The following is a 23410-nucleotide window of genomic DNA, read 5'->3' as shown; positions in this document are numbered from 1 at the left end:
GGGCTCTGGCCGGCATTCCTGCCCGGCCTGGAGCAACCATAACAACAATAACATTGCATTATTCTGACGGGAGAATGGTGATATGAATGCAATATTCCTGATGCTGGCCGGGCTCGGCGCCATGGCGCTCGGCTACTTCGTCTATTCCAAGTTTATTGCCGAAAAAATCTTCAGGCTGGATCCGGCTTTCCGCACCCCGGCCCACGAGTTCGAGGACGGGGTGGACTATGTGCCTACCAACAAGTTCGTGCTCTGGGGCCACCACTTCACCTCGGTGGCCGGGGCCGCGCCCATTGTCGGCCCGGCCATCGCGGTGATCTGGGGCTGGGTGCCGGCCTTCTTGTGGGTGACGCTCGGCACCATCTTCTTCGCCGGGGTGCACGACGCCGGCGCCATCTGGGCCAGTAACCGCAACAAGGCCAGGTCGGTGGGGGCCCTCACCGGCGACGTGGTGGGCGCCCGCGCCCGCAGCATCTTTATGATCGTCATCTTTCTGGTGTTGCTGATGGTGAACGCCGTGTTCGCGGTGGTCATCGCCGGCCTGCTGACCCAGTTCCAGACCGCGGTGATCCCGGTGTGGGGCGCCATCGTGGTGGCGCTGATCATCGGCCAGTTGATCTACCGTCGCATCATCGGCCTGCTCACGGTGTCGGTGGTGGGGGTGATCGCCCTCTACGCCCTGATCTGGGTCGGGCCTGCCATGCCCCTGGCGCTGCCGGAGCTGTTCCTCGGCCTGACCGACAGGGCCCAGTGGATCATCCTGCTGTTCGTCTATGCCGCCATCGCCTCGTTGCTGCCGGTATGGATGCTGCTGCAGCCCCGGGACTACATCAACGGCCTGCAGCTGTTCGTGGGCCTGGCCCTGCTCTACGGCGCCGTCATCATCTCCGCCCCCGAGGTGGTGGCCCCGGCCTTCAACACCGATGTGCCGGAAGGCACGCCGTCGCTGATCCCGCTGTTGTTCGTCACCATCGCCTGCGGCGCCATCTCCGGTTTTCACGGTCTGGTGTCGTCCGGTACCACCTCCAAGCAGCTCAACAAGGAGCCGGATCTGCGCTTCGTGGGTTACTTCGGCGCCATCGGCGAGGGCTCCCTGGCGCTGGCCGCCATCATCGCCGCCACCGCCGGCTTCGCCACCCTGGCCGACTGGCAGGGCGTGTACGACGCCTTCGGCAAGGGCGGGGTGGCCGCCTTCGTGCAGGGCGGTGCCAATATCCTGAGCAACGGCCTCGGCTTCAATATCGAGCTGTCCCAGACCATCCTCACCGTGATGGCGGTGCTGTTCGCCGGCACCACCATGGACACCGGCCTGCGGCTGCAGCGCTACATCTTCCAGGAGTGGGGCAGCATCTATAACCTCGGCTGGATGCAGAAGGCGGCGCCGGCCACCCTGCTGGCGGTGGGCTCCTGCCTGCTGCTGGCCTTCGGCGCCGGCGGTGACGGCTCCGGCGGCCTGCTGATCTGGCCCCTGTTCGGTACCACCAACCAGTTGCTGGCCGGCCTGACCCTGCTGGTGATCACCGTGATGCTGGCGCGGCTCAAGCGGCCGGTGTACTACACCCTGCTGCCGCTGGTGTTCGTGCTGGTGATGACGGTGCTGGCGCTGCTGATCCAGCTCAAGGGCTTCTACGATCAGGGCAACTGGTTCCTGTTCGGCCTGGATCTGGTGGTGCTGGTGGCGGCCATACTGGTGGCGCTGGAGTGCGGCTCGACCCTGGCCAGGCTGCGCCAGGGTGCGACCGAACGGGTCGAGGACGAGGGGTGAAGGTAAAGCGCATACTGGCCTGGGTCGCCCAGGCCAGCCGGTTTGCGGAAGAGGTCTACAACGCCCCCTACCGGGCGGCTATCGCCCGGGCCAAGCGGGAGGAGGATGATCTCTTCATGCTGCTGGTGTTTTCGGAAATGATGGGAGTACCGAACCCGGCCTCCTATTACACCCTGGAGCTTCAGCCCCTGCTGCTGGAGCGTTTTCACGACTGGCACCAGCGGATGGGGATGGAGCATTCCCCGCTCGATCATTTTCGCTGTTGCTGAGGGAGCAAGCTGCCGACGTCGAGGTCGTCGGCCAAGGGGAGCCGTTCCGCCGACACGCCATAAACCCATCCCTGGGGGCTCGGACATGCCATCCCTGGCATGTCACGGTCGGCGGAGCGGCTCCCATTGTCCTCCCTTATACCATGGGCGTTGCCTGCTTGGACATAACAGCCAAGTCGCGTGCAACAGCCTGGAGTTCCCGGAGAACACTATGCCATTAACCGATAAAAGAGTGCTGCTGGTGGGCGGCAAAGGCGGTGTGGGCAAGACCACGGTGTCGTCCGCCCTGGCGCTGCTGGCCGCCAGCAGGGGCAAGCGCTGCCTGCTGGTGTCCACCGATCCGGCCCACAGCCTGGCCGACGCCTTCGGCCGGGAGATAGGCGACAATATCACCCGGCTGGCGCCCAACCTGGACGGCCTGGAGCTGGATCCGGACCGGGAGGTGGAGCAGCACCTGCAAAAGGTGCTGACCCAGCTCAAGCGTTTTACCCGGCCCGAGATGTACGGCGAGGTGGAGCGCCAGATCCGGCTGACCCGCCAGTCCCCCGGCGCCCAGGAGGCGGCGCTGCTGGAGCGCATCGCCCGGGTGATCGAAGAGGGCATGCAGAGCCACGATCTCATCGTGTTCGATACCGCCCCCACCGGCCATACCCTGCGCCTGCTCAGCCTGCCCGAGGCCATGGCCGCCTGGACCCAGGGGCTGCTGCGCAGCAACAAGCGCTCGGAAAAGCTGGGGGAGGTGCTGGGGCACCTGACACCGAAGGCGGGCCGGGATATCGACAATCCCTTCGAGGATCCGCGCGAGCACGAAACCGCCGGCCTGGACGACAGGAGCAAGGCCATCACCGAGACCCTGCTGGCGCGCCAGCGGCTGTTCCAGCGTACCCGCCGGGTGCTGACGGATGCGGAGCAGAGCGCACTGCTGTTCGTGCTGACCCCGGAGAAGCTGCCGATACTGGAAACCGGGCGGGCGGTGGCGGCGCTCAAGGCGGAAAAGCTGCCCCTGGCCGGGCTGGTGGTCAACCGCATATTGCCGGACGATGCCGACGGCGACTTCCTGGCCCGGCGGCGCGAGCTGGAACAGACCCACCTGGCGGAGATCGCGCGCCTGTTCGCCGATCTGCCCCGCTATCCGCTTTATCTGCAGCCCACCGATATCCAGGGGCTGGCAGGGCTGGGCGAGATGGCGGCACGCCTGGAGCAGGCGGGGCTGTAAGGATCCCGCCGCGAAATTTATTCGGCGGGACGGGCAGTTGGAATCGTTTTACAGCCTCTTCCGGCTTCCTGTAGAATCCGGCTCGCACAATTTTTCCTCTTCTTGCGTGGTGATATGACGACAGCGGATCAAGGTTCAGACGACGCCAACGATGTGGGTGCCCGGCTCAAGGCGGTGCGCCTGCTGCGCAACATCTCCCAGCGGGAGCTGGCCAAACGCACCGGCGTGACCCATTCCAGCCTGTCGTTGATCGAGCAGGGCAAGGTCAGCCCCTCGGTCAGTTCGCTGAAGAAGATCCTCGACGGCATTCCCATCACGGTGGGCGAGTTCTTCACCCTGGACTTGCAGAACACCGATCAGATCTTCTATACCGCCGACGAGCTGCAGGACGTGGGCACCGGCAGCCTGTCGCTCAAGCTGGTGGGCTACAACCGCAAGAACAGGGCCATGTCCTTTATCATCGAAACCTATCCGCCCGGGGTGGATACCGGCCACGACATGATGGCCTACCGGGGCGAGGAAGCCGGGGTGGTGATCGAGGGAGAAATCGAGCTGATCGTCGGCGCCCAGTGCCGGGTGCTGAAGGAAGGGGACAGCTACTATTTCTCCACCACCCAGCCCCACCGCTTCCGCAATGTCAGCGACCAGCCCTGCCGGATCGTCAGCTGCTCCACCCCCGCCAAGCATTTCTGACTGCCGATGAGGGCGCTTAAGACACCGCTTTCTGCTCCTTTACCGTCCTGGCCGCAACGGGCAAGGGCCCCCGGTAGAGCACCAGGCCGACGCCGAGCAGGAAGGCGCTGCACGACAGCCACTGGGCGGCGGACAGCCGCTCGCCGTAGATGAGGTAGCCGCTGGCCAGGGCGAACACCGACACCAGCAGGGTAAGCGGCGCCATCTGGCTCATGGGGTATTTGAGCAGCATCTTGTTCCACACCCAGTAGCCGAACAGGGTGGTGGGGTAGGCCTGGAACAGCACCGAGAGCCAGGCCTCGGCGTTCCACTGCCGGTAGGTGATCTCAAGCACCTCCACCCCGTTGAACAGCACACTCAGGCCGATCAGCGGCAGCGGCGCGAACAGCATGCCCCAGATGTTGAAGGCGAAGGGCGAGCGGGTGCCCGACTGGCGCACCATGACCCCGGCCAGCGGCCAGCAAATCGCGGAGATCAGGATAAAGGCCACGCCCGCCGGGGTCACGTTGCCGTTGGTGTAGAGGATGGACACCACCAGGCCCACCAGCGCCATCCCCATGCCGAACCACATGCGCGGGGAGATGATCTCCTTGTAGAGCAGCACCCCCACCAGCACCGTGGTCAGCACGTCGAGCTGCAGCAGCACCGACGCCATGCCCGACGACAGGCCGAAGGTGATGGCGCACGAGGCCATGCCCCAGATGCCGGTGCCGAACAGCAGGCCGTAGCCCATCAGGTAGCGCCAGGGCACCTTGGGCCGGCGAATAAAGAAAATGATGGGAAAGGTGGCGCAGGCGAAGCGCGCCGCCGCGATCAACAGCGGATCCATCCCGGTGACCCCGAGCTTGATCATCGAAAAGTTGAATCCCCAAATCGCCATCACCGATACGATAAGCAATAAATCCCGACCCTGCATAGCTCCCGTTCCCCCTGTTGATATGTGACGGAGCCAGTGTCGCTTGCGGGCAAAAATCGGTACAGATACAATTTTTGGAAATTTAATGGGTACAGATGAGGTGGGCATGGCGAAATACCGGGAGCTGGCGCAGAAATTCATCGGCGACATCCGGGCGGGCAGGCTCGCCGCCGGCGATCGCCTGCTGTCGCTGCGGCAGTTCGCCCGGCAGCAGGGGGTCAGCCTGTCCACCGCCGTCAGCTGTTACGCCGAGCTGGAGTCCCTCGGCTGGCTGGAGGCAAGGCCCAAGGCGGGCTTTTTCGTCGCGCCGCGCCGCGCCACTACCCAAGGGCCCGAATGGGCGCCGTTCGAAAGCCGGCTCGCCACCCCCGTGGTGCCCTATCGCCACCCCGCCACCCTGAGCGGCCCCCTGGGCACCTCGCGCCTGTCTCTGGAAGAGGCCAGCCGGGCCGCCCTGGAGCGCAGCTTCCGCCGGGCCATGAGGGCGGCCGGCGAACGCCTCGACCGCTATCCGGCGCCGCAGGGGGAGGCGGCGCTGCGCGAGGCCCTGGCCGGCCACTTCGGCCAGTGCGGCTTCGCGATGGATGCGGGCGAGCTGGTGATCGGCCATGGCTGCATGGACGCGGTGAAGACCGCGCTCGAGGTCTGTACCCGGCCCGGCGACGCCGTCGCCATCAGCTCGCCCTGTTACAACGGCCTGCTGGAGGTGCTGGCGCAGCTGTCACTGCGCATCGTGGAAATTCCGTCGCTGGACGACGGCATCGACCTGGCGCAGCTGGAGCACCACCTGCGGCTCGGCACCGTGCAGGCGGGGCTGTTCTGTACCACCCACATGAACCCCCAGGGCATCACCATGTCGGTGGCGCAGAAGCGGCGGCTGGCGCAGCTGGCCAACCGCTACCGGGTGCCGGTGATCGAGGACGATGTCTACCTCGAGCTGGCGCATCACCCGCATGTACCGCTGCCGGCCGCCTACCATGACGAGGGCGGCTTCGTGATCTGGTGCGGCTCCCTGTCCAAGACATTGTCGCCCAGCTATCGCCTGGGCTGGTGCCGGCCGGGCCGCTACTTCCGGCCCTATGTGCAGCGGGCGCTGGGGGTGCCGACCCTGATGCAGCTGGCGCTGGCCGATTTTATCGACAGCGGCGCCTACGCCCGCCATCTCAGGCGCACTCGTGACCGGCTGGCCCGGCACAAGCCGCTGTATCTCGACTACCTGGTCCGCCACCTGCCCGAAGGGTGCCGCATCAGCCAGCCCGACGGCGGCCTGGTGCTGTGGATCCAGGTGCCGGGGCTGGACGGCGACGGCCTCGGCCGGGCGGCGGAACGGGCGGGGCTGGATATCCGCACCGGCTCGCTGTTCACCGCCTCCGACCGCTATCGGGACTGCCTGCGCATCAATATCGGCTTTCCCTTCGAGGAGCCGGTGCAGCGGGAGCTGCAGGCGCTCTGCGGGTTAATCGGCAAGATGAGCGCTCCCGCATAGTGCCTCCGGAGCTTGGCCATTAATCACATCGGGCCGTCTGTTGTGAGCGTAGATAAGAGGCAACAGGGCCACCTCCGCCACCATGGGGCGCGGGCGGCCCGCCCGCTTTCCCGCGCAGCGGGACCCTTCGGATTGGCCCGCCACACCACAGGTTTAAAAAGACTCGAGGCGGAACAGGCAGCGCGGGTTGGACAGTGTCTTCGCCCAACTTCGGTGCCGCCCTCATGCGGGCGAGTCGCCCGCGCCCCAATAAGCATCATGCCGGTCAACGTTTGCACGACCCGGGCCCTGGCTAACCTGCGCTCAGGGCTATCCAGGTGGTCTTCAGTTGGCTGTATTCCGCCAGGGAATGCAGCGACTTGTCCCGGCCGTTGCCCGACTGCTTATAGCCGCCGAAGGGCACCGTCATGTCGCCGCCGGCGTAGTTGTTGACGAACACCTGGCCCGACTCCAGCCGCCGCGCCGTGGTCAGCGCCAGGTCCAGGTTCTGGGTCCACACCGCCGCCGCCAGGCCGTAGGGGGAGTCGTTGGCGATGGCCACCGCCTCGTCCGCGCCGTCGAAGCCGATCACCGCCAGCACCGGGCCGAACACTTCCTCCCGTGCCAGGGCCATGCCGTTGTGCACCTGGTCGAACACAGTGGGCGGAAAATAACAGCCGCCGCCGTCGGTAAGCACCGGCTCGCCGCCCAGGCGCAGCCGGGCGCCCTGGGCCAGGGCCTTGTGCACATGGCCGCAGATGCCGTCGAGCTGGGCGGCATCCACGATGGCGCCCATGGGGCTTTGGGGATCCAGCGGGTGGCCTGGTTGCCAGGCCCGGGCGTGGTGCAGGATGCGTTCGACCAGCTCCTCCTTGATGGTGTTTTCCACCAGCAGCCGGGAGCCGGCGATGCACACCTCGCCCTGGTTGTAGAAGATGGCCTGGGCCGCCTCCCGCGCCACCCGGTCCAGATCGCCGGCGTCGGCGAAGACGATATTGGCGCTCTTGCCGCCGCATTCCATAAAGGTGCGCTTGAGGTTGGACTCGCCTGCATACCGGGTGAGCAGCTTGCCCACCCGGGTGGAACCGGTAAAGGCCAGGGCGTCCACCTCCGGGTGCAGGGCCAGGGCCTTGCCCACGGTGTGGCCGTAGCCCGGCAGCACCTGCAGGATGCCGTCGGGCAGGCCCGCCTCCCGGGCCAGGGCCGCCAGCCGGATGGCACTGAGCGGCGACTTCTCCGAGGGCTTGAGGATCACCGCGTTGCCGGCGGCCAGCGCCGGGGCGATTTTCCAGCAGGCCATCATCAGCGGAAAGTTCCAGGGCACCAGGGCCGCCACCACCCCGAGCGGCTCCCGGGTGACCAGCCCCAGGCTGTCGGGGCCGGTGGGGGCCACCTCGCCGTAGACCTTGTCGATGGCCTCGGCGTTCCAGCGCAGGCAGCGCACGGCGGCGGGCAGATCCACGTTAAGGCTGTTCGAGATGGGTTTGCCCATATCCAGGCTGTCGAGCAGGGCCAGCTCCTCGGCGTGCCGCTCCATCAGCCCGGCCAGCCGCAGCAGCACGGCCTTGCGCCCGGCCGGAGCCAGGGCGGACCAGTCGCCCCGGCGGAAGGCGGCGCGGGCATGGCCCACCGCCAGCTCCGCGTCCTGCTCGTCGCAGCTGGCCACCAGGGCCAGGGGCAGGCCGTTGGCCGGGTTGAGGGTGGCGAAGCGATCGCCGCTTGCCGCCTCGCAGTAGCGGCCGCGGATAAAGGCCCGGCCCTCGGGTTGCAGGCCCTCGCTCAGGGCGCGCCAGTCGGCAAAGGTGTGTGCGCTCATGGGATCACCTCAGTCCATCAGGCCCAGCTGGCGGGCGGTCAGATCCAGGCTCTGGCGGGCCAGGCGCACCAGCTCGTCTATCTGGGCCTCGGTGATCACCAGGGGCGGGGACACCACCATGGTCTCGCCCACCGAGCGCATGACGATGCCGGTCGCGAAGCAGTTGTCCCGGCACTGGGCGCCGATGCCCGGCGCGAAGCGGGCCAGGGTGGTTTTGTCGGCCACCAGCTCCAGGGCGCCGAGCAATCCCAGGCTGCGCACCTCGCCCACCAGGGGGTGATCGGCCAGGGTGGCCCACTGTTTGGCAAAGTAGGGGCCGGTGAGCTCGCGCACCCGCTCGAGGATGCCTTCTTCTTCCATCAGCTCCAGGTTGCGCAGGGCCACGGCGGCGCAGGCCGGATGGCCGGAGTAGGTGAAGCCGTGGTAGAACTCGCCGCCCTGCTCGATCAGCACCTCGGCCACCCGGTCGCCCACCAGTACGCCGCCGATGGGCAGGTAGCCGGAGGACAGCCCCTTGGCGATGGGCATGAGATCGGGCTTGATGTTGAAGTGCTGGCTGCCGAACCACTGGCCCAGCCGGCCGAAGCCGCAGATCACCTCGTCGGCCACCAGCAGGATGCCGTAGTGGTCGCAGATGCGCTGGATCTCGGGCCAGTAGCTGTCGGGGGGGATGATGACGCCGCCCGCGCCCTGCACCGGCTCGGCGATAAAGGCGGCCACCCGCTCCACTCCCAGCTCCTTGATTTTCTGCTCAAGAGACTGAGCCGCCAGCAGGCCGAATTCCTGCGGGCTCATTTCCCGGCCCTCGCCGAACCAGTAGGGCTGGGCGATGTGCGCCACGTCCGGCAGCATGGGGCCGCCCTGCTCGTGCATGGGCGCCATGCCGCCCAGGCTGGCGCCGGCCAGGGTGGAGCCGTGGTAGCCGTTGCGCCGGCCGATGATCACGGTTTTTTGCGGCTGGCCCTTGAGCTGCCAGTAGCGGCGCACCATGCGCACCACGGTGTCGTTGGACTCGGAGCCGGAGCCGGTGAAGAACACGTGGTTGATGTGCCCGGGGGCCAGCTCGGTCAGTTTTTTGGCAAGTTTGATCGCCGGCGGGTGGGCGGTCTTGAAGAAGTTGTTGTAGTAGGGCAGCTCGGTCATCTGGGCGGCGGCGGCCTCCACCAGCTCGCGGCGGCCGTAGCCCAGGTTGACGCACCAGAGCCCGGCCATGGCGTCGAGGATGCGGTTGCCTTCGGAGTCGTGGATGTAGATGCCGTCGGCGCCGGTGATGATGCGGCTGCCGCTGCCCAGCGCCTTGGTGTCGGTGAAGGGGTGCAGGTGGTGGCGGCTGTCGTCCTGGCGCAGGGTATGGGTGTCGTGTTGTTGCATGATGATGTCCTTGTCGTCCGGGCCTGTTCAGGCGTGTTCTGGGTTGTTCGAGTGCTAGCGGGGCGGGCAGTAGCCTGTCCCTCTTGCGGAATAAGACGCCTTTTTCAGGCGAGGATACGTTGCCGGTACCGGGCGCAGGCAGCGCCGAAGGCGGTAAAGATGGCCCGATAGAGCGGATGCTCGTCGCTGCGCCATTCCGGGTGCCACTGCACGCCCAGGGCGAAGGGATGGGCCGGATCGCTGATGGCCTCGATCAGGCCGTCCGGGGCCAGGGCCTCGGCGATCAGGCCCTCGCCCAGCCGGTCGATGCCCTGCTGGTGCAGGGAATTGACCTCGAATTCCGGCGCGCCGCCGAGCCGGGTGAGCAGGCCGTCCGGATTGAGGCGGATGCCGTGGGCGGGCTGGTAGTGCTCGTCCATGTGGTCGGCCGCCGGCTCCCGGTGATCGAGCAGGCCGGGCAGCTCCTGCAACGGCTGGCGCAGGCTGCCGCCGTAGGCCACGTTCATTTCCTGCAGCCCCCGGCAGATGCCGAGCAGGGGCAGTTGCAGGCGGCGGGCGGCGCGGACGAGCGACAGGGCCGAGCCGTCCCGGGCCGGATCGTAGCGGCAGTCGCCGGGCCAGGGGGCCTGGCCGAAATGGCGGGGCTCCACATTGCTGTAGCTGCCGGTGAGGCAGAGGCCGTCGAGCCGGGCCAGGATGGCCGGATCCAGGCCCTCGTCCAGGGCCGGCAGCAGTACCACCTCCACCCCGGCCGAGCGGCGCAGGGCCTCGACGTACTTGTTGACCACCATATGGCAGCCATGCCCCTCAATCTGGCGTTGGCAGGCGCTGACGCCCACCACAGGTTTGTTCATTTTTGTTTCCATCATTTCACCTGATAAAACCTGTTGGTTTATATATTCAACGTATCGCGATGTCTTGCATAAGTGAAATAAGAGCATGACTCCATCGTTTGATCCAGATCTGAGAGCATGCTTTAAGCGGCTTTTCTGCATTTTTTGTGATGTGCTTAACTATTTTTCACAAAATATTAACCTTTGGTCAGGCGGCCGCCTTGTCCTGTTGTGTTCATTATTCTATAACGAGTTATCTTCTGGTGTGGTTATTAAAAAGTAACATGGAGTTCACTATGGGTGACAGGGGCATGCAAGAGGCCCGGGCGTTTCTGGAGCAGAACCCGGATATCAATTCCATCGACCTGATGATCGGCGACATCAACGGGGTGGTGCGCGGCAAACGCATCCCCCGGGACAGCCTGCTCAAGGCCTACGAAGAGGGGGTCTGCCTGCCGGCGTCCCTGTTCGCGCTGGACATCAACGGCAACACCATCGAAGAAACCGGGCTGGGCCTGGATCAGGGGGAGGGGGATCGGCTGTGCTTTCCGGTGCCGGGCACCCTGAGCCGGGTGCCCTGGCAGGACAGGCCCTGCGCCCAGGTGCTGATGAGCATGTTTGAAAACGATGGCCGTCCCTTCGTTTACGATCCCCGCCATGTGCTGCGGCGGGTGCTGGACCGCTTCGCCGAGCTGGGGCTGACCCCGGTGGTGGCGGTGGAAACCGAGTTTTACGTGGTGGACCGGGAGCGGGACGGCCAGCACCAGTTGCAGCCGCCCTTGTCGCCGGTCACCGGCAAGCGGGACAAGCAGTGCCAGGTGTATTCCCTGTCGGATCTGGACGACTACTGCGACTTTATCGAAAGCATCCACCAGTCGGCCCTGACCCAGCAACTGCCGGTGGACACCGCCATCGCCGAGTGCGCCCCGGGCCAGTTCGAGATCAACCTCAAGCACAGGGCCGACGCCATGCAGGCCTGCGACGAGGCGGTGCTGCTCAAGCGCTTGATCAAGGGGGTGGCGGCCCGCCACGGCATGGAGGCCACCTTTATGGCCAAGCCCTACAACCAGGAGGCGGGCAGCGGCACTCATATTCATGTGAGCCTGCTTGACGAGCAGGGCCGCAACCGCTTCGCCAGCGAGAATGACCAGGGCCTGGGCAGCGCGCTGCTGCGCCAGGCGGTGGCCGGGGTACTGGCGCTGATGCCCGAGTCCATGGTGGTGTTCGCCCCCAACGCCAACAGCTACCGCCGTTTCCAGCCAGGCTTCTACGTGCCCATGAGCCAGACCTGGGGCGCCGACAACCGCACCGTGGCGGTGCGCATTCCAGGCGGAAGCGCCGAGGCGCGCCGGCTGGAGCACCGGGTGGCCGGTGCCGACGCCAACCCCTACCTGCTGGTGGCCAGCATACTGGCGGGCATCCACCTCGGCATCAGCCAGCGGCTGAGCCCGCCGGCGCCGGTGACCGGCAACGCCTACGCCAGCCATCCGCCCAGCCTGCCCAACAGCTGGATCCAGGCGCTGGATCAGTGGCAGCGCAACGAGGTGCTGCCGTCCTACCTGGGGGCGGAGTTCTGCCGGGTCTACCACGCCAACCGCTACGGCGAGCGGCAGCTGTTTATGCGCCATGTCAGCTCCCAGGAGTACGACTGGTATCTGCGTTCGGTGTAAGCACCTGTGTACGCGCTTTGCGACGCTCGTCGGTAACGACTCCGCGAAGAGTCAACAGGGCCACCTCCGCCGACACGCCGCAATAGATGACACTCGCCTTTTCCGTCTGCTGCGAACATTCAGTGAATGTTTGCAGCAGGCCGAAATGGCGAGTATCAGGTCCCATGGAGTGTCGGAGGAGTAGTGCCCTTTGGCCGAGTGCAACAGATTTCAAACTGGTTCTAAACGAGGAACAACCATGGAAGGATATCAAAAGTCATTCGGGCCGCTGCTGACCGCTCTGCTGGCCCTGGTGTTGTTGTGGCCGGGCAGCCTTAGGGCCGGGGAGACGGAACCGGAACTGGCGCTGAGCCCGCCGGCCCTGGTGCTGAAGGGGATCCCCTTCGAGGTGACGGTGAGCGGCACCCCGGCGCAGCCCCTGTGGCTGGTGCTGGACGGCCGGCGCCACGCCCTGGTGTTCGACGGCGGCGAGGCGCTGGTGGAGGGCCTGGTCACCGGCGCCGACCACGCCGCCCTGACCCTGGTGGACGCCACCGGCCGGGTGCTGGCCGAGGCACAAAGTCCGGCCATCGCCGCCTGGCTGTCGGTGCTGCCGGCCCTGCTCGCCATTGTGCTGGCGCTGGTGTTCCGCCAGGTGATACTGGCGCTGTTCGTCGCCATCTGCGTCGGCGGCTGGCTGGGTTACGGCCTGGCCGGGGAACGGCTGCTGACCAGCGTGCTCGACTCGGTCAATGTGCATGTGCTGACCGCCGCCAGCGACTCGGAGCACATGTCGGTGGTGCTGTTCTGCCTGCTGATCGGCGGCATGGTGGGCATCATCTCCCGCAACGGCGGCACCGTCGGCATCGCCCGCCACATCACCCGCTTCGTGCGCGGCCGGCGCAGCGCCCAGACCACCACCGGCCTGCTGGGCACCGCCATTTTCTTCGACGACTACGCCAACGCCCTGATCGTCGGCAACACCATGCGCAACATCACCGACAAGCTGCGCATCTCCCGGGAAAAGCTGGCCTATATCGTCGACTCCACCGCCGCGCCGGTGTCGGCCATCCTGCTGGTGACCACCTGGATAGGCTTTCAGGTGGGGCTGATCGACGAGGCGCTGCGTCCCCTGGCCGGGTTCGAGGGCTCCGCCTACGGCGTCTTCCTGGCTGCCATCGGCTACAGCTTCTATCCGATACTGGCGCTGCTGTTTGTGTTTATGATAAGCCTCAGCGGCCGCGACTTCGGGCCCATGCTGAAGGCGGAAATCCGGGCGGTGCAGCGGTGCGGCGGACAGGACGAGGCGCTGACCGACCGGGAAGCCATCGCCGAGGAAGCCAGCATCGACGCCAAGCCGGGCATTCCCCACCGGGCCCTGAACGCCATCATCCCGATGACGGTGCTGGTGCTGACCACCCTGGGCGGCATCTGGTATACCGGCATGAGCGAGCTGGGCTTTCCCGCCGGGGCCAGCCTGCGCGATGTGTTCGGCAACGGCGACTCCTTCACCGCCATGATGTGGGGCTCGTTGCTCAGCACCCTGGTGGCGCTGGTGATGACCCGGGCCCAGGGCCTGCTCAGCATGGACGAGACCGCCCATTACTGGTTCGAGGGAGTCAAGTCCATGCTGCTGCCCATCACCATACTGATGATGGCCTGGGCGCTGTCGTCGGTGAACGAGGCGCTCAGTACCAGCGACTACCTGGTGAGTGTGCTGAGCGACAGCCTGAGTCCGGAGCTGATCCCGGTGAGCGTCTTCCTGCTGTCGGCCTTCACCGCCTTCGCCACCGGCTCCTCCTGGGGGGTGATGGGCATCATGATGCCGCTGGTGGTGCCCCTGGCCTGGGCGGTGCTGCAGCACCACGGCCTGGCGGGGGATCCGGCGGCCATGCACCTGTTCTACGCCGCGGTGGCGGCGGTGCTGGCCGGCGCGGTGTGGGGGGATCATTGCTCGCCCCTGGCCGAGACCACCCTGCTGGCGGCCATGGCGTCGGGCTGTGGCCTGGTGGAGCATGTGCGCACCCAGTTGCCCTACGCCCTGTTCGTGGGGGTGATCAGCACCCTCTGTGCCGTACTGCCGGTGGCCTACGGCCTGCCCTGGTGGCTGGGGCTGGCGATCAGCGCCGGCATCATGGCCCTGGGTCTGCGGCTGCTGGGCCGGCGGGCGGAAGCGCCGGAGCAGGAAACGGACGTGCCCGCCAGGGCGGAGGCGGACGCCCGATAAAAGAAAAAGCAGACTGCTGGCAAACCTTCAGGCTTACCTGGACAGGCAACGTCTATGTCAGAACAGGCGGACAAAGGGAACGGCTTATGCGGTCATGACAACGACGTTGCCATCAAGCTGAAAGGGGCCTATGGCCCCTTTTGACTCAGATTATCCCAGCAACTGCTGGTGTACCTGCTTGATACAGAGATCTTCCACGTATTCCAGCTCGGCCTCGGCGGCGGCTTCGGCGGCCTGCAGGCTGGTGATGCCCTGTTGCAGCCAGAGGCAGAGTGCCTCGTGCTCGATGGCGTCGAGGGCGATGTCGGAGGCGAACTCGCCGCGGCGGAACACGTTGACCAGCTGCACCGGCTGATCCAGATCCTCCAGGCCGGCCACGCAGGTCTGGCCGAGGATGATGGCGCCCGCCAGCTGGTCATTGACCGGATAGACCTGATAGCCCTGTTGCAGCAGATACTCCATCACCTGATAGCTGGCGCGATCCGGGCGGTTCGAGGCACCGACCAGGGCGATGCTGCGGGTGTTGGAAAGAATACGTTTTAAGCGATCTTGCTCAAGCGCGTCCATGGGGCATACCTAGTGGAATAAAAACCTCTTTATACCAGCTTGCCCGCCCGATAATCCATGGCTGCCTGCGCAATTTCGGCAATGGAATGGCTGGCCGGGCGTCGGCCGGTACCTGCCCCCGGCCGGCCTCCCTGCGATGTGCCATCCGGCAACGGCCGGCTACGCCTGCCCGGCCCCGTCAGCCGGCCCGCGTCCGTGGGGCGTCGTCCAGTCCTGTAACGGCCCCACCGACACCACGCCATGGGGGTTGATGGTTGGATGGCTGCGGAAATAGTGGTGGCGGATGTGCGCCATGTCGGTGGTGCCTGCGATATTCGCGGTCTGGTAGAGGTCGCGCAGGTAGCCGTAGAGCGCCGGGTATTCCGCTATCTTGCGCCGGTCGCACTTGAAGTGGGTGTGATAGACGGCGTCGAAGCGGACCAGGGTGGTCCACAGCCGGATATCCGCCTCGGTCAGGCGCTCGCCCAGCAGGTAGCGCCGGCCGGACAGCCGTTGCTCGAGCCGCTCCAGCCCCTCGAACAGGGTGGTCACCGCCTCGTCGTAGGCGGCCTGGCGGGTGGCGAAGCCGGCCTTGTAGACGCCGTTGTTGATCTGGTCGTAGACCCAGGCGTTGAGCTCGTCGATGTCCTTGCGCAGATCCTGCGGATAGTAGTCGCCCGGGATGGCGCCGAGGCCGTCGAAGGCGCTGTTCAGCATGCGGATGATGTCGGCGGACTCGTTGCTGACGATGGTCTGCCGCTGCTTGTCCCACAGCACCGGCACCGTGACCCGGCCGGAGTATCGGGCGTCGGCCTTGAGGTAGAGCTGGTACAGATAGTCGAGGCCGTAGAGGCTGTCGCCGGTGGCGCCCTCGAAGTCGGTGGCGAAGGTCCAGCCGTGCGCCAGCATCACCGGATGCACCACGGACACCGAGATCATCTTCTCCAGCCCTTTCAGGCTGCGCATGATCAGGGTGCGGTGGGCCCAGGGGCAGGCCAGGGACACATAGAGGTGGTAGCGGCCCGCCTCGGCCTGGAAGCCCGCCTGGCCGCCGGGACCCGCCTCGCCGGTGGGCGTGATCCAGTGGCGGAACTGACTCTGGCTGCGTTCGAAGCGCCCTTCGGTGGCCTTGGTGTCGTACCAGACGTCGTGCCATACCCCCTCTACCAGCTTGCCCATTATCCTGCTCCTCTTTGAATGGTGACAGTCCTATTGTGGCCGAGCGGGCGAGGATAACCAGCGGGGATATTAGAGTCTTTTATTCAAAAAAATTGATGCTTTTTGAGGAGCTGGCAACCGGATTCCCTTCCCGATGCCATCTTCGGCTTTACTCAATAAAACTGAGCCAGCCATTGGCGCAACTGACCGGCGGGCAGGGCGCCGGACTGGCGCGCCAGTTCCTTGCCGCCGGAGAAGACAATCAGGGTGGGGATGGAACGGATACCGAAGCGCGCCGCCGCCTGCGGGTGGGCTTCGGTATCCAGCTTGGCCAGGCGCAGCCTGCCCTGCAGCTCGCCGGCGGCGGCCTCGAACACCGGCGCCATCATCTTGCAGGGGCCGCACCAGGGCGCCCAGAAGTCCACCACCAGGGGCAGGGTCTCGTGGGCCAGCAGGCGCTCCAGCCGGGGGCCGTCGAGGGTAAGCGGGCCGGCGGGCAGCAGGGCGGTTTTGCATTTGCCGCACTGGGGCTCCTGTTGCAGCCGGGTTGCCGGCACCCGGTTCTTGGCCCCGCAGGCCGGACAGATCAGGAAGTGCTCGCTCATGGCTTCAGTCCTCGTCGGCCAGGCGATAGCCCAGGACGTAGTCGCCGCCGGTCAGGGTGAGTTGCCGACCCTCGTGGCGGACTGCGGCGCCCTGGGTGAGGGTGGCCAGCACCGCGGTTTCAACCTGCTGGATACTGTCGGACAGGCAGGCCATCTTGGTGCTGGCCAGGGGATCGGCCCTGAGCCGGCCCTGCTCCAGCTTGGCGCTGCCGAAGAAGCGGTTGCAGCCGGCCAGGCCGCTGATGGCCATGTGCTCGCCGATGGCCAGCTCGGAGCCGATGCCGGCCTCGACCGGCTCGCCGTTGACGCTGGCCAGGGCCCAGCGATGATGCTGCAGGCTGGACTCGGTGGTGGCCAGGCCGCCGCCGGCGCAGGCGGCGAGCAGCAGGCTGGCGGTGGTGGCGACGAGAAGGTGTTTCATGCGGTGCTCCTTAGTTGATTTTATTGTCGCAGGGCTCCCCGCGGGAGAGCCGCCGCAGGTTGTCGAGGGTGGTACCGGCGATGGCGGCCAGGGCCTCCCGGGTGAGGAAGGCCTGGTGCCCGGTCATGATGACGTTGGGGTAGGCGGAGAGCAGGTGGAAGGTGTCGTCCCGGATGATCTCGCCGGACTTGTCGGTGAAGAACAGGTTCTCCTCTTCCTCGTACACGTCCAGACCCAGGCTGCCTATCTTGCCGTTGTTGATGGCCTCGATGGCGTCGTTTGCGTCGAGCAGGCCGCCCCGGCTGGTGTTGATGATCATCACCCCGTCCTTCATGCGGGCGAAGCTGTCCCGGTTGAGCAGGTGGTGGTTTTCCTGGAACAGGGGGCAGTGCAGGCTGATGACGTCGGACTCGGCGAACAGCCGTTCCAGGGGCACGTAGCGCACTCCCAGGGCCAGGGCCTCCGGGCTCTCGGTCGGATCGTGCGCCAGCAGCGCCATGCCCAGGCCCTTGAGGATGCGCAGGGTGGCGACCCCTATCTTGCCGGTGCCGATGATGCCGGCGGTTTTGCCGTGCATGTTGAAGCCGACCAGGCCGTTGAGGGAGAAGTTGGCGTCCCGGGTGCGCTGGTAGGCCTTGTGGATATGGCGGTTGAGGGTCAGCATCAGCCCCACCGTGTGCTCGGCCACCGCCTCCGGCGAATAGGCGGGCACCCGCACCACCGTTATGCCCGCTGCCCGGGCCGCGTCCAGGTCCACGTTGTTGTAGCCGGCACAGCGCAGGGCGATATGGCGTACCCCGGCGGCGGCCAGCACCTGGATGACATCGGCGTCGACCTTGTCGTTGACGAAGACACAGACGGCGTCGAAGCCCTGGCCGAGGGCGGCGGTGCTGGCCTCGAGCCTGGCCTCGAACCAGGTGATGTCGAAGCCGTAGCCGGCGTTCTGCTCGGCGAAGGGGTGCTGCATATAGGGCTGGCTGCTGAAAAAGGCGATCTTCACCGGATCGTGCTCCTCGCTGCGGGTTGATATAGGGATACTGTGCGGTCGCCGCCGTTTTTTCAAGGCCGGGCGCCGGGGTGCCAGTAATGGTCCGGCAGCCGGCGGGTCGCTTCGGTCAGATCCGGGTTGGCCAGCTCCAGGCGCAGGCGCTGCTCCGCCTGCAGTTGCCGCAGGCTGTCGCGGATCAGCGGATGGCGTTCGAACAGGGCCATAAAGCTGCCGTCGCTGTAGGCCCGCTCCAGCCCCCGCGTGAGCGCCTCGGCCAGCCGGGGCGCTTCGGGGCTGACGAAGAAATAGACCGCGAAGGGGTAGTGCAGCAGCAACCGGGGCTCCACCATCAGCTGCGGGTAGTCCTGTCCCTGGGCGGCCAGCTCGCCGAAGGCCTCCACCGGGCTGCGCGGATAGTAGTCCACGTGCTGATCCCGGTTGAGCATGTCGAGGATGGTGGTGCGGCGGGCGGCGCTGATATTGAGGCCGGCGCCCTTGAGCACCTCGATGTCGCTCCAGCCGATGCCCTGCACCCCGGTGAAGGCGGCCAGGTCCGCCAGGCTCTGTACCTGGCTGAACTCGGGCTGGCGCGAGCGGTTGATGATCAGCACCCGGAAGCCGGACAGGCCGCGCATCAGAGGCACCCGCACCGGCAGCAGCTTTTGCTCGTATTCGGAGGAGGTGCCCATCCAGGCCAGGTTGACCGGGTTGCCCCGGAACAGCATCTGGGCGATGCGAAACTGGGATTCGTTCAAGGGCACCGGGTTGAGGGTGAAGGGCTCGCCGCTCTTCTCCAGGGCCAGTTCCAGCACCTGGCGGTAGTAGTGGTGGTGGGGCGGTGCCGGGTCCGCTTGCGGAAAGTTGACCACCAGTTTAGCCTGAGTGGGCAGGCCGACGAGGGCCAGCAGCAAGAGCAGCAGTTTGTACATGATGCCCGGTTCCTTGATAAGCATGACGGGGATTAAGGCTATAGACTCAATGTACCCTGATTGCCGGGCTTTGTCTTACCGGCAATGCCTTTTTCGACGCCAGGGAGGCTTTGATGCAAGTGACTATTCTGGCCGGCCGGCCGAAGATGCTGAACGCGCGGATCGAAAGCGCCATCGACAAGCAGCCGGTCGAGCGCCCCCAGCACTGCGGTTTTTCCGGCCTGAGCGACGATGCCCAGGTCTCCACCCGCTATCACGGCGGGCCCGAACGGGCGCTGCACTACTACCCCCGGGAGCACTACGACTTCTGGCGAAGCTGGTTCCAGGGCATGGGCCTGACCCAGGCCCTGCCCCTGCTGGGGCCGGGCGCCTTCGGCGAGAATCTGTCCGGCGTGGGCCTGCTGGAGAGCGAAGCCTGCATCGGCGACATCTGCCGGTTGGGAGGCGCCCTGGTGCAGATCAGCCAGCCCCGCTCGCCCTGCTACAAGCTCAATGCCCGCTTCGGCTACGATTTCTTCTCGGTGCTGGTGCAGGCCAACGGCCGGGCCGGCTGGTTGCTGCGGGTACTGGAGGAAGGGGAGGTGATGCCCCAGTCGGCATTGACCTTGCTGGAGCGTCCCTGCCCGCGGATGCCGGTGAAGCGGGCCGGTGACATAGTGTTCAATCATGCCTTCGACGAGGCCGGTTTACGGGAGTTGGCAGAATTGGATTATTTATCAGCCAGTTGGCGCAAAAAAGCAGCGGATTACCTGGCCGCCGGGCGGGTGGATGACTGGACCGGGCGATTGTTGGGCCCCAAATAAGGTTTTTGCACAAAAAGAGCTTGCAAGGCCTTCGCCGTTTATGTACATTCACGCCCCGTTGACGGCATGTAGCGCAGCCTGGTAGCGCACTTCGTTCGGGACGAAGGGGTCGGAGGTTCGAATCCTCTCATGCCGACCAGATTCCGAAAAAGCCCCGCAGTGATGCGGGGCTTTTTCTATTCCGTCACCACCACTTCCTGGCCGTTGAAGCTGACGCTCTGCCCGGCCGTGACCTTGCAGCGCTTGCGCACTTCCACCTCACCGTTCACCCGTACCAGGCCGTCGTCGATCACGGCTTTCGCCATGGCGCCGGTATCGCACCAGCCCAGCACCTTGAGCAGGTTGTGCAAGGGAATGAAGGGATGACCTTCCAGGCTGAATTGTTCGCTCATTGCTCGGCTTACCTCGTTGAAAACAGGGCGTCTATGGTAGCACCGGCGGCGGCCGTGCGGGCAATGGGCGGATAAACGGATTTTTGTGTACCAGAGCTTTGTTATTTGTGAACAGATTGGGCAGTATTGAGAGGCTTGCTGCGAATAGCTGTTTACCGGCGGCCGTGATCGCCGTGTTTTATCTCGCCGTCTTTCCATTCGTTATCTGAATCATAGAGGTGCCTATGTCCGGACTGTTGCCCCATGTCGACCCCGATGGCCTGCTGGAGTATTCGGTGGTGTACACCGACCGCTCCCTCAACCACATGTCCCAGCGCTTCCAGCAGGTGATGCGTGACATCTCCGCTTCCCTCAAGGGGCTGTACCGGGCCGAGTCGGTGGTGGTGGTGCCGGGCAGCGGCACCTTCGGCATGGAGGCGGTGGCCCGTCAGTTTGCCACCGGCAAGCGCTGCCTGGTGATCCGCAACGGCTGGTTCAGCTATCGCTGGAGCCAGATCTTCGAGGCCGGCGCCATGGTCGCCGACGAGAAGGTGCTCAAGGCCCGGCCGGTGGCGCCCGGTTTCCAGGCGGCCTTCACCCCCGCGCCCATCGAGGAGGTGGTGGCCGCCATCCGGGCGGACAAGCCGGATCTGGTGTTCGCCGCCCATGTGGAAACCGCCGCCGGCATGCTGCTGCCGGACCACTATCTCAAGGCGGTGGCCGAGGCGGTACACGAGGCAGGCGGCCTCTTCGTGCTCGACTGCATCGCCTCCGGCACCCTCTGGGTGGACATGGAGGCCTGCGGGGTGGATGTGCTGCTGAGTGCTCCCCAGAAAGGCTGGAGCAGTTCCCCCTGTTGCGGCCTGGTGATGCTGAGCAAGCTTGCCCGGGAACGCATCGAACATACTCAAAGCACCAGCTTTGCCTGCGACCTGAAGAAATGGCTGCAGATCATGGAGGCCTATGAGCAGGGCGGCCACGCCTACCACGCCACCATGCCCACCGACGCCCTGACCCGCTTCCGGGACACCATCCGGGAGACAGAGGCGCTGGGCTTTGACCTGCTCAAGGCACGCCAGCAGCAACTGGGTGAACGGGTACGCAGCATGCTGGCGGCCCGGGGAATAAAAAGCGTGGCCGCCGACGGCTTCGCCGCCCCCGGGGTGGTGGTGTGCTACACCGAGGACGCCGGCATCAAAAGCGGCAGCAAGTTCGCCGCCGAGGGCCTGCAGATCGCCGCCGGGGTGCCGCTGCAGTGCGACGAGCCGGCGGACTTCCAGACCTTCCGCCTCGGCCTGTTCGGGCTGGACAAGCTGCAGGATGTGGACCGCACCGTCGCTACCCTCGAGCGGGCCCTGGACCAGGTGCTGCGGGGCTGAGGGCCACCGCCGACAATAAAGCCGCCCACGGGCGGCTTGTTGGGTTCAGGCGGCCTGGGCCGTCGAGGAGGTGGGGGCGTACTCCGGACTGGGCTTTTTGGCCGCTTCCCCGCTCAGGGTGAAGTGGGCGATCTGCTGACTCAACTCCTGTGAGGCGGAATACACCGTCTGGCTGGTCAGGGAAATCAGCTCCGTCACCTGCAGCGCCTCGAGGGCCCCTTCGTTGATGTGCAGCAGGTTCTTGTTGATCTCCTCGGCCACGGCGGACTGCTCCTCGGAAGCGGTGGCGATCTGGGCGTTCATGTCGTTGATCCGCTGTACCTCCTGCAGAATATGCTCCAGATCCTGGCCGGCGGCCCGCACCACCTCCATGCTGAGGGAAGCCTGCTCCTGACTGTGGTTCATATGATCCACCACGCTCCTGGCGTGGCTCTGTAACTGCTGGATCATCTGCTGGATTTCGCCGGTCGACTCCTGGGTGCGCTGGGCCAGGGAGCGCACCTCGTCGGCCACCACCGCAAAGCCCCGGCCGGATTCCCCGGCCCGGGCCGCCTCGATGGCGGCGTTGAGGGCCAGCAGGTTGGTCTGTTCGGAGATGGTGCGGATCACCTCCACCACCGAGCCGATCTGCTGGGTCTGGGCCTCCAGCTCGCGCATGGCGGTGTGGGCCTGGTCGACGGAGGCCGCCAACTGGCCCATGGCGTCGATACTGCGCGCCACATCGTCGTGGCCCATGCGGGCCTGGCTGTTGGCGTGGTCGGCGGCACCGGAGGCGTCGTTGGCGTAACGGGCCACCTCGTGCACGGTGGCGTTCATCTCGTTCATGGCGGTGGCCACTTGATCCACCTCTGCAAACTGGGCCTCCATGCCGGCCCGGGTCTGCTGGCTTTTTACGCTCAGGCCCTGGGCCTCGCCATCCAGGGTATGGGCGGCGCTGCGTACTTGCGCCAGCAACCGGCAGAGCTGCTCGCCCATGGCGTCGACCCCGCGGGACAGCTGACCAATCTCGTCCCGGCGGGTGGCGCCGGTACGCACCGCCAGGTTGCCGGCACCGAACTGCCGCACCACCTCCAGCACCCGCTCCACCGAAAAGGTGAGCGAACGGCTGATGACCAGACTGATCGCCAGGGCCAGCACCATCACCAGCACCATCAGCAGCAGGGACTTGCCGGCCTGTTGCCAGAACAGGGCATTGATGTCGCTCAGGTAGACGCCGCTGCCGACCACCCAGCCCCAGGGGGCGAAGCCCTGCACATAGGATACCTTCTGCTGGGGGCGGTCGAACTGGGGACCTATGTAGCTGTATTCCACGAAGCCCGCCTGTTGCTCGCGCACCCGACGTACCATGGCCTGCCAGTGATACTGGCCGTCGGCGTCGGTCACCTGGGTCATGTCCCGGCCTTCTTCCTCGGGCTTCATCGGGTGCAGCACCAGGCGCTGCTGCATATCGTTGATCCACATGTAGCCTTCGCCGCCATAGCGCAGGCTGCCCACCGCCTCCTTGGCCAGGCGGCGGCTTTCCGCCTCGCCCAGCTCCTGGCGGCGTTCATAGTAGTGATTGATCAGTGAAACGGCGGTTTCCACCTGCTCCCGTACTTTTTCCTTGCGGGCATCCAGCAGTTCCTGGCGCAGGCCGGCCATGGCCGAGGCCTGCACCAGCAGTATGCCGATAAAGAGGCTGGCTACCATGGCCAGCAGTTTGTAACGTAGCCGGAGATGATTGAAAAATTGCATGTCTGTCCTCCCAATAGCGGCAGCCCCGGCCATCCGAGGCGTCGGATCCGGACAGGGGGCTTTGACCATGGACGATGCCACCCCGGCACCGGAGCCTTGCAGCGGAGCCCATGGCGGACGGAAGCGTCCCGTGCTTGTGTTGTTTGTAATGAGTTTTGGTGTCGGTTGAAACACTTAGGTTAACAACGAGTCCCATGCTATCAGCCTTATCGCTAAAGAGGTATTGCTAAAGTGGTGGTTTTATTGACGCTTATCA

Annotated in this window: 21 protein-coding genes and 1 tRNA gene; 10 read left to right on the top strand and 12 right to left on the bottom strand. The window is 65.7% G+C overall.

Features of this window, described 5'->3' with window-relative positions; all coding sequences use genetic code 11:
- The first annotated feature begins 82 nt into the window (after positions 1-82).
- From CGX12_RS02995 to CGX12_RS02980, 4 genes are all read left to right on the top strand, one after another.
- Entirely contained in the window at positions 83-1765 is a 1683-nt protein-coding gene (locus CGX12_RS02995; protein WP_094038417.1) for a carbon starvation CstA family protein, read from the top strand.
- Positions 1762-2034, top strand: a complete 273-nt coding sequence (locus CGX12_RS02990) for a cory-CC-star protein (protein WP_094038416.1) — start codon at positions 1762-1764, stop codon at positions 2032-2034. The genes CGX12_RS02995 and CGX12_RS02990 overlap by 4 nt, the downstream gene beginning before the upstream one ends.
- A gap of 211 nt (positions 2035-2245) precedes the next feature.
- On the top strand, positions 2246-3250 hold the full coding sequence (locus tag CGX12_RS02985; RefSeq protein WP_094038415.1) for an ArsA family ATPase: 1005 nt from the start codon (positions 2246-2248) through the stop codon (positions 3248-3250).
- A gap of 114 nt (positions 3251-3364) precedes the next feature.
- Positions 3365-3943 carry a cupin domain-containing protein gene (locus CGX12_RS02980; protein ID WP_094038414.1) on the top strand — a complete coding sequence of 193 codons (579 nt, stop codon included), beginning with the start codon at positions 3365-3367 and terminating at the stop codon, positions 3941-3943.
- Between the two features lie 16 nt (positions 3944-3959).
- On the opposite strand, the gene CGX12_RS02975 is transcribed toward CGX12_RS02980, so the two are convergent.
- Positions 3960-4859: an EamA family transporter gene (locus CGX12_RS02975; RefSeq protein WP_094038413.1), complete on the bottom strand. Its 900-nt coding sequence runs from the start codon at positions 4857-4859 to the stop codon at positions 3960-3962.
- A gap of 85 nt (positions 4860-4944) precedes the next feature.
- Here CGX12_RS02975 and CGX12_RS02970 point away from each other — a divergent pair, with 85 nt between their 5' ends.
- Positions 4945-6345, top strand: coding sequence for an aminotransferase-like domain-containing protein (locus tag CGX12_RS02970; RefSeq protein WP_217898106.1), 1401 nt, complete (start codon positions 4945-4947; stop codon positions 6343-6345).
- A gap of 292 nt (positions 6346-6637) precedes the next feature.
- Here the strand turns inward: CGX12_RS02970 and CGX12_RS02965 are convergent, their stop codons facing one another.
- From CGX12_RS02965 to CGX12_RS02955, 3 genes are all read right to left on the bottom strand, one after another.
- Entirely contained in the window at positions 6638-8140 is a 1503-nt protein-coding gene (locus CGX12_RS02965) for an aldehyde dehydrogenase (RefSeq protein ID WP_094038411.1), read from the bottom strand.
- 9 nt (positions 8141-8149) lie between these two features.
- Positions 8150-9511, bottom strand: a complete 1362-nt coding sequence (locus CGX12_RS02960) for an aspartate aminotransferase family protein (protein ID WP_094038410.1) — start codon at positions 9509-9511, stop codon at positions 8150-8152.
- A gap of 104 nt (positions 9512-9615) precedes the next feature.
- The gene (locus tag CGX12_RS02955) at positions 9616-10365 is read right to left on the bottom strand and encodes a gamma-glutamyl-gamma-aminobutyrate hydrolase family protein (RefSeq protein ID WP_094038409.1); all 750 of its coding nucleotides are present in this window, start codon (positions 10363-10365) and stop codon (positions 9616-9618) included.
- 275 nt (positions 10366-10640) lie between these two features.
- Here CGX12_RS02955 and CGX12_RS02950 point away from each other — a divergent pair, with 275 nt between their 5' ends.
- Complete coding sequence (locus CGX12_RS02950; protein ID WP_094038408.1) at positions 10641-12014, top strand: glutamine synthetase family protein; 1374 nt, start codon at positions 10641-10643, stop codon at positions 12012-12014.
- Between the two features lie 238 nt (positions 12015-12252).
- A complete protein-coding gene (locus tag CGX12_RS02945) occupies positions 12253-14220 on the top strand; it encodes a Na+/H+ antiporter NhaC family protein (RefSeq protein WP_094038407.1) in 1968 nt (655 codons plus the stop codon).
- A 150-nt stretch (positions 14221-14370) separates the two neighbouring features.
- On the opposite strand, the gene CGX12_RS02940 is transcribed toward CGX12_RS02945, so the two are convergent.
- The 6 genes from CGX12_RS02940 to CGX12_RS02915 all read right to left on the bottom strand — a co-directional run bounded on the left by CGX12_RS02940 (position 14371) and on the right by CGX12_RS02915 (position 18867).
- Positions 14371-14787, bottom strand: coding sequence for a CoA-binding protein (locus CGX12_RS02940; protein WP_094038406.1), 417 nt, complete (start codon positions 14785-14787; stop codon positions 14371-14373).
- 159 nt (positions 14788-14946) lie between these two features.
- Positions 14947-15945: a glutathione S-transferase family protein gene (locus tag CGX12_RS02935; protein WP_094038405.1), complete on the bottom strand. Its 999-nt coding sequence runs from the start codon at positions 15943-15945 to the stop codon at positions 14947-14949.
- A 152-nt stretch (positions 15946-16097) separates the two neighbouring features.
- Complete coding sequence (gene trxC / locus CGX12_RS02930; RefSeq protein WP_094038404.1) at positions 16098-16529, bottom strand: thioredoxin TrxC; 432 nt, start codon at positions 16527-16529, stop codon at positions 16098-16100.
- 4 nt (positions 16530-16533) lie between these two features.
- Positions 16534-16950, bottom strand: a complete 417-nt coding sequence (locus CGX12_RS02925; RefSeq protein ID WP_094038403.1) for an META domain-containing protein — start codon at positions 16948-16950, stop codon at positions 16534-16536.
- Positions 16951-16960: 10 nt separating this feature from the next.
- Positions 16961-17950, bottom strand: coding sequence for a 2-hydroxyacid dehydrogenase (locus CGX12_RS02920; RefSeq protein ID WP_094038402.1), 990 nt, complete (start codon positions 17948-17950; stop codon positions 16961-16963).
- Positions 17951-18009: 59 nt separating this feature from the next.
- Complete coding sequence (locus CGX12_RS02915) at positions 18010-18867, bottom strand: type 2 periplasmic-binding domain-containing protein (protein ID WP_142995566.1); 858 nt, start codon at positions 18865-18867, stop codon at positions 18010-18012.
- Positions 18868-18980: 113 nt separating this feature from the next.
- On the opposite strand from CGX12_RS02915, the gene CGX12_RS02910 reads away from it, so the two are divergent.
- Complete coding sequence (locus CGX12_RS02910) at positions 18981-19670, top strand: MOSC domain-containing protein (RefSeq protein WP_094038400.1); 690 nt, start codon at positions 18981-18983, stop codon at positions 19668-19670.
- 62 nt (positions 19671-19732) lie between these two features.
- Positions 19733-19809: transfer RNA gene (locus tag CGX12_RS02905), tRNA-Pro, on the top strand.
- A 37-nt stretch (positions 19810-19846) separates the two neighbouring features.
- Here CGX12_RS02905 and CGX12_RS02900 read toward each other — a convergent pair.
- Complete coding sequence (locus CGX12_RS02900; protein WP_094038399.1) at positions 19847-20062, bottom strand: RNA-binding S4 domain-containing protein; 216 nt, start codon at positions 20060-20062, stop codon at positions 19847-19849.
- Between the two features lie 224 nt (positions 20063-20286).
- Here CGX12_RS02900 and CGX12_RS02895 point away from each other — a divergent pair, with 224 nt between their 5' ends.
- Positions 20287-21420, top strand: a complete 1134-nt coding sequence (locus tag CGX12_RS02895) for an aminotransferase class V-fold PLP-dependent enzyme (protein WP_094038398.1) — start codon at positions 20287-20289, stop codon at positions 21418-21420.
- Between the two features lie 45 nt (positions 21421-21465).
- Here the strand turns inward: CGX12_RS02895 and CGX12_RS02890 are convergent, their stop codons facing one another.
- Complete coding sequence (locus CGX12_RS02890; RefSeq protein ID WP_094038397.1) at positions 21466-23154, bottom strand: methyl-accepting chemotaxis protein; 1689 nt, start codon at positions 23152-23154, stop codon at positions 21466-21468.
- Positions 23155-23410 lie beyond the last annotated feature (256 nt).

Origin of the sequence: Zobellella denitrificans, from assembly GCF_002237365.1 — a bacterium.
In the GTDB taxonomy this organism is placed as follows: domain Bacteria; phylum Pseudomonadota; class Gammaproteobacteria; order Enterobacterales; family Aeromonadaceae; genus Oceanimonas; species Oceanimonas denitrificans.
This window is presented reverse-complemented; position numbering and strand designations above follow the sequence as displayed.

Excerpts from the sequence above, each read along its gene's own strand:
- CGX12_RS02995 (WP_094038417.1), top strand. The coding sequence starts at position 83 with ATGAATGCAATATTCCTGATGCTGGCCGGGCTCGGCGCCATGGCGCTC.
- CGX12_RS02985 (WP_094038415.1), top strand. The coding sequence starts at position 2,246 with ATGCCATTAACCGATAAAAGAGTGCTGCTGGTGGGCGGCAAAGGCGGT.
- CGX12_RS02980 (WP_094038414.1), top strand. The coding sequence starts at position 3,365 with ATGACGACAGCGGATCAAGGTTCAGACGACGCCAACGATGTGGGTGCC.
- CGX12_RS02975 (WP_094038413.1), bottom strand. The coding sequence starts at position 4,859 with ATGCAGGGTCGGGATTTATTGCTTATCGTATCGGTGATGGCGATTTGG.
- CGX12_RS02970 (WP_217898106.1), top strand. The coding sequence starts at position 4,945 with ATGGGTACAGATGAGGTGGGCATGGCGAAATACCGGGAGCTGGCGCAG.
- CGX12_RS02965 (WP_094038411.1), bottom strand. The coding sequence starts at position 8,140 with ATGAGCGCACACACCTTTGCCGACTGGCGCGCCCTGAGCGAGGGCCTG.
- CGX12_RS02960 (WP_094038410.1), bottom strand. The coding sequence starts at position 9,511 with ATGCAACAACACGACACCCATACCCTGCGCCAGGACGACAGCCGCCAC.
- CGX12_RS02955 (WP_094038409.1), bottom strand. The coding sequence starts at position 10,365 with ATGAACAAACCTGTGGTGGGCGTCAGCGCCTGCCAACGCCAGATTGAG.
- CGX12_RS02950 (WP_094038408.1), top strand. The coding sequence starts at position 10,641 with ATGGGTGACAGGGGCATGCAAGAGGCCCGGGCGTTTCTGGAGCAGAAC.
- CGX12_RS02945 (WP_094038407.1), top strand. The coding sequence starts at position 12,253 with ATGGAAGGATATCAAAAGTCATTCGGGCCGCTGCTGACCGCTCTGCTG.
- CGX12_RS02940 (WP_094038406.1), bottom strand. The coding sequence starts at position 14,787 with ATGGACGCGCTTGAGCAAGATCGCTTAAAACGTATTCTTTCCAACACC.
- CGX12_RS02935 (WP_094038405.1), bottom strand. The coding sequence starts at position 15,945 with ATGGGCAAGCTGGTAGAGGGGGTATGGCACGACGTCTGGTACGACACC.
- trxC (WP_094038404.1), bottom strand. The coding sequence starts at position 16,529 with ATGAGCGAGCACTTCCTGATCTGTCCGGCCTGCGGGGCCAAGAACCGG.
- CGX12_RS02925 (WP_094038403.1), bottom strand. The coding sequence starts at position 16,950 with ATGAAACACCTTCTCGTCGCCACCACCGCCAGCCTGCTGCTCGCCGCC.
- CGX12_RS02915 (WP_142995566.1), bottom strand. The coding sequence starts at position 18,867 with ATGTACAAACTGCTGCTCTTGCTGCTGGCCCTCGTCGGCCTGCCCACT.
- CGX12_RS02910 (WP_094038400.1), top strand. The coding sequence starts at position 18,981 with ATGCAAGTGACTATTCTGGCCGGCCGGCCGAAGATGCTGAACGCGCGG.
- CGX12_RS02900 (WP_094038399.1), bottom strand. The coding sequence starts at position 20,062 with ATGAGCGAACAATTCAGCCTGGAAGGTCATCCCTTCATTCCCTTGCAC.
- CGX12_RS02895 (WP_094038398.1), top strand. The coding sequence starts at position 20,287 with ATGTCCGGACTGTTGCCCCATGTCGACCCCGATGGCCTGCTGGAGTAT.
- CGX12_RS02890 (WP_094038397.1), bottom strand. The coding sequence starts at position 23,154 with ATGCAATTTTTCAATCATCTCCGGCTACGTTACAAACTGCTGGCCATG.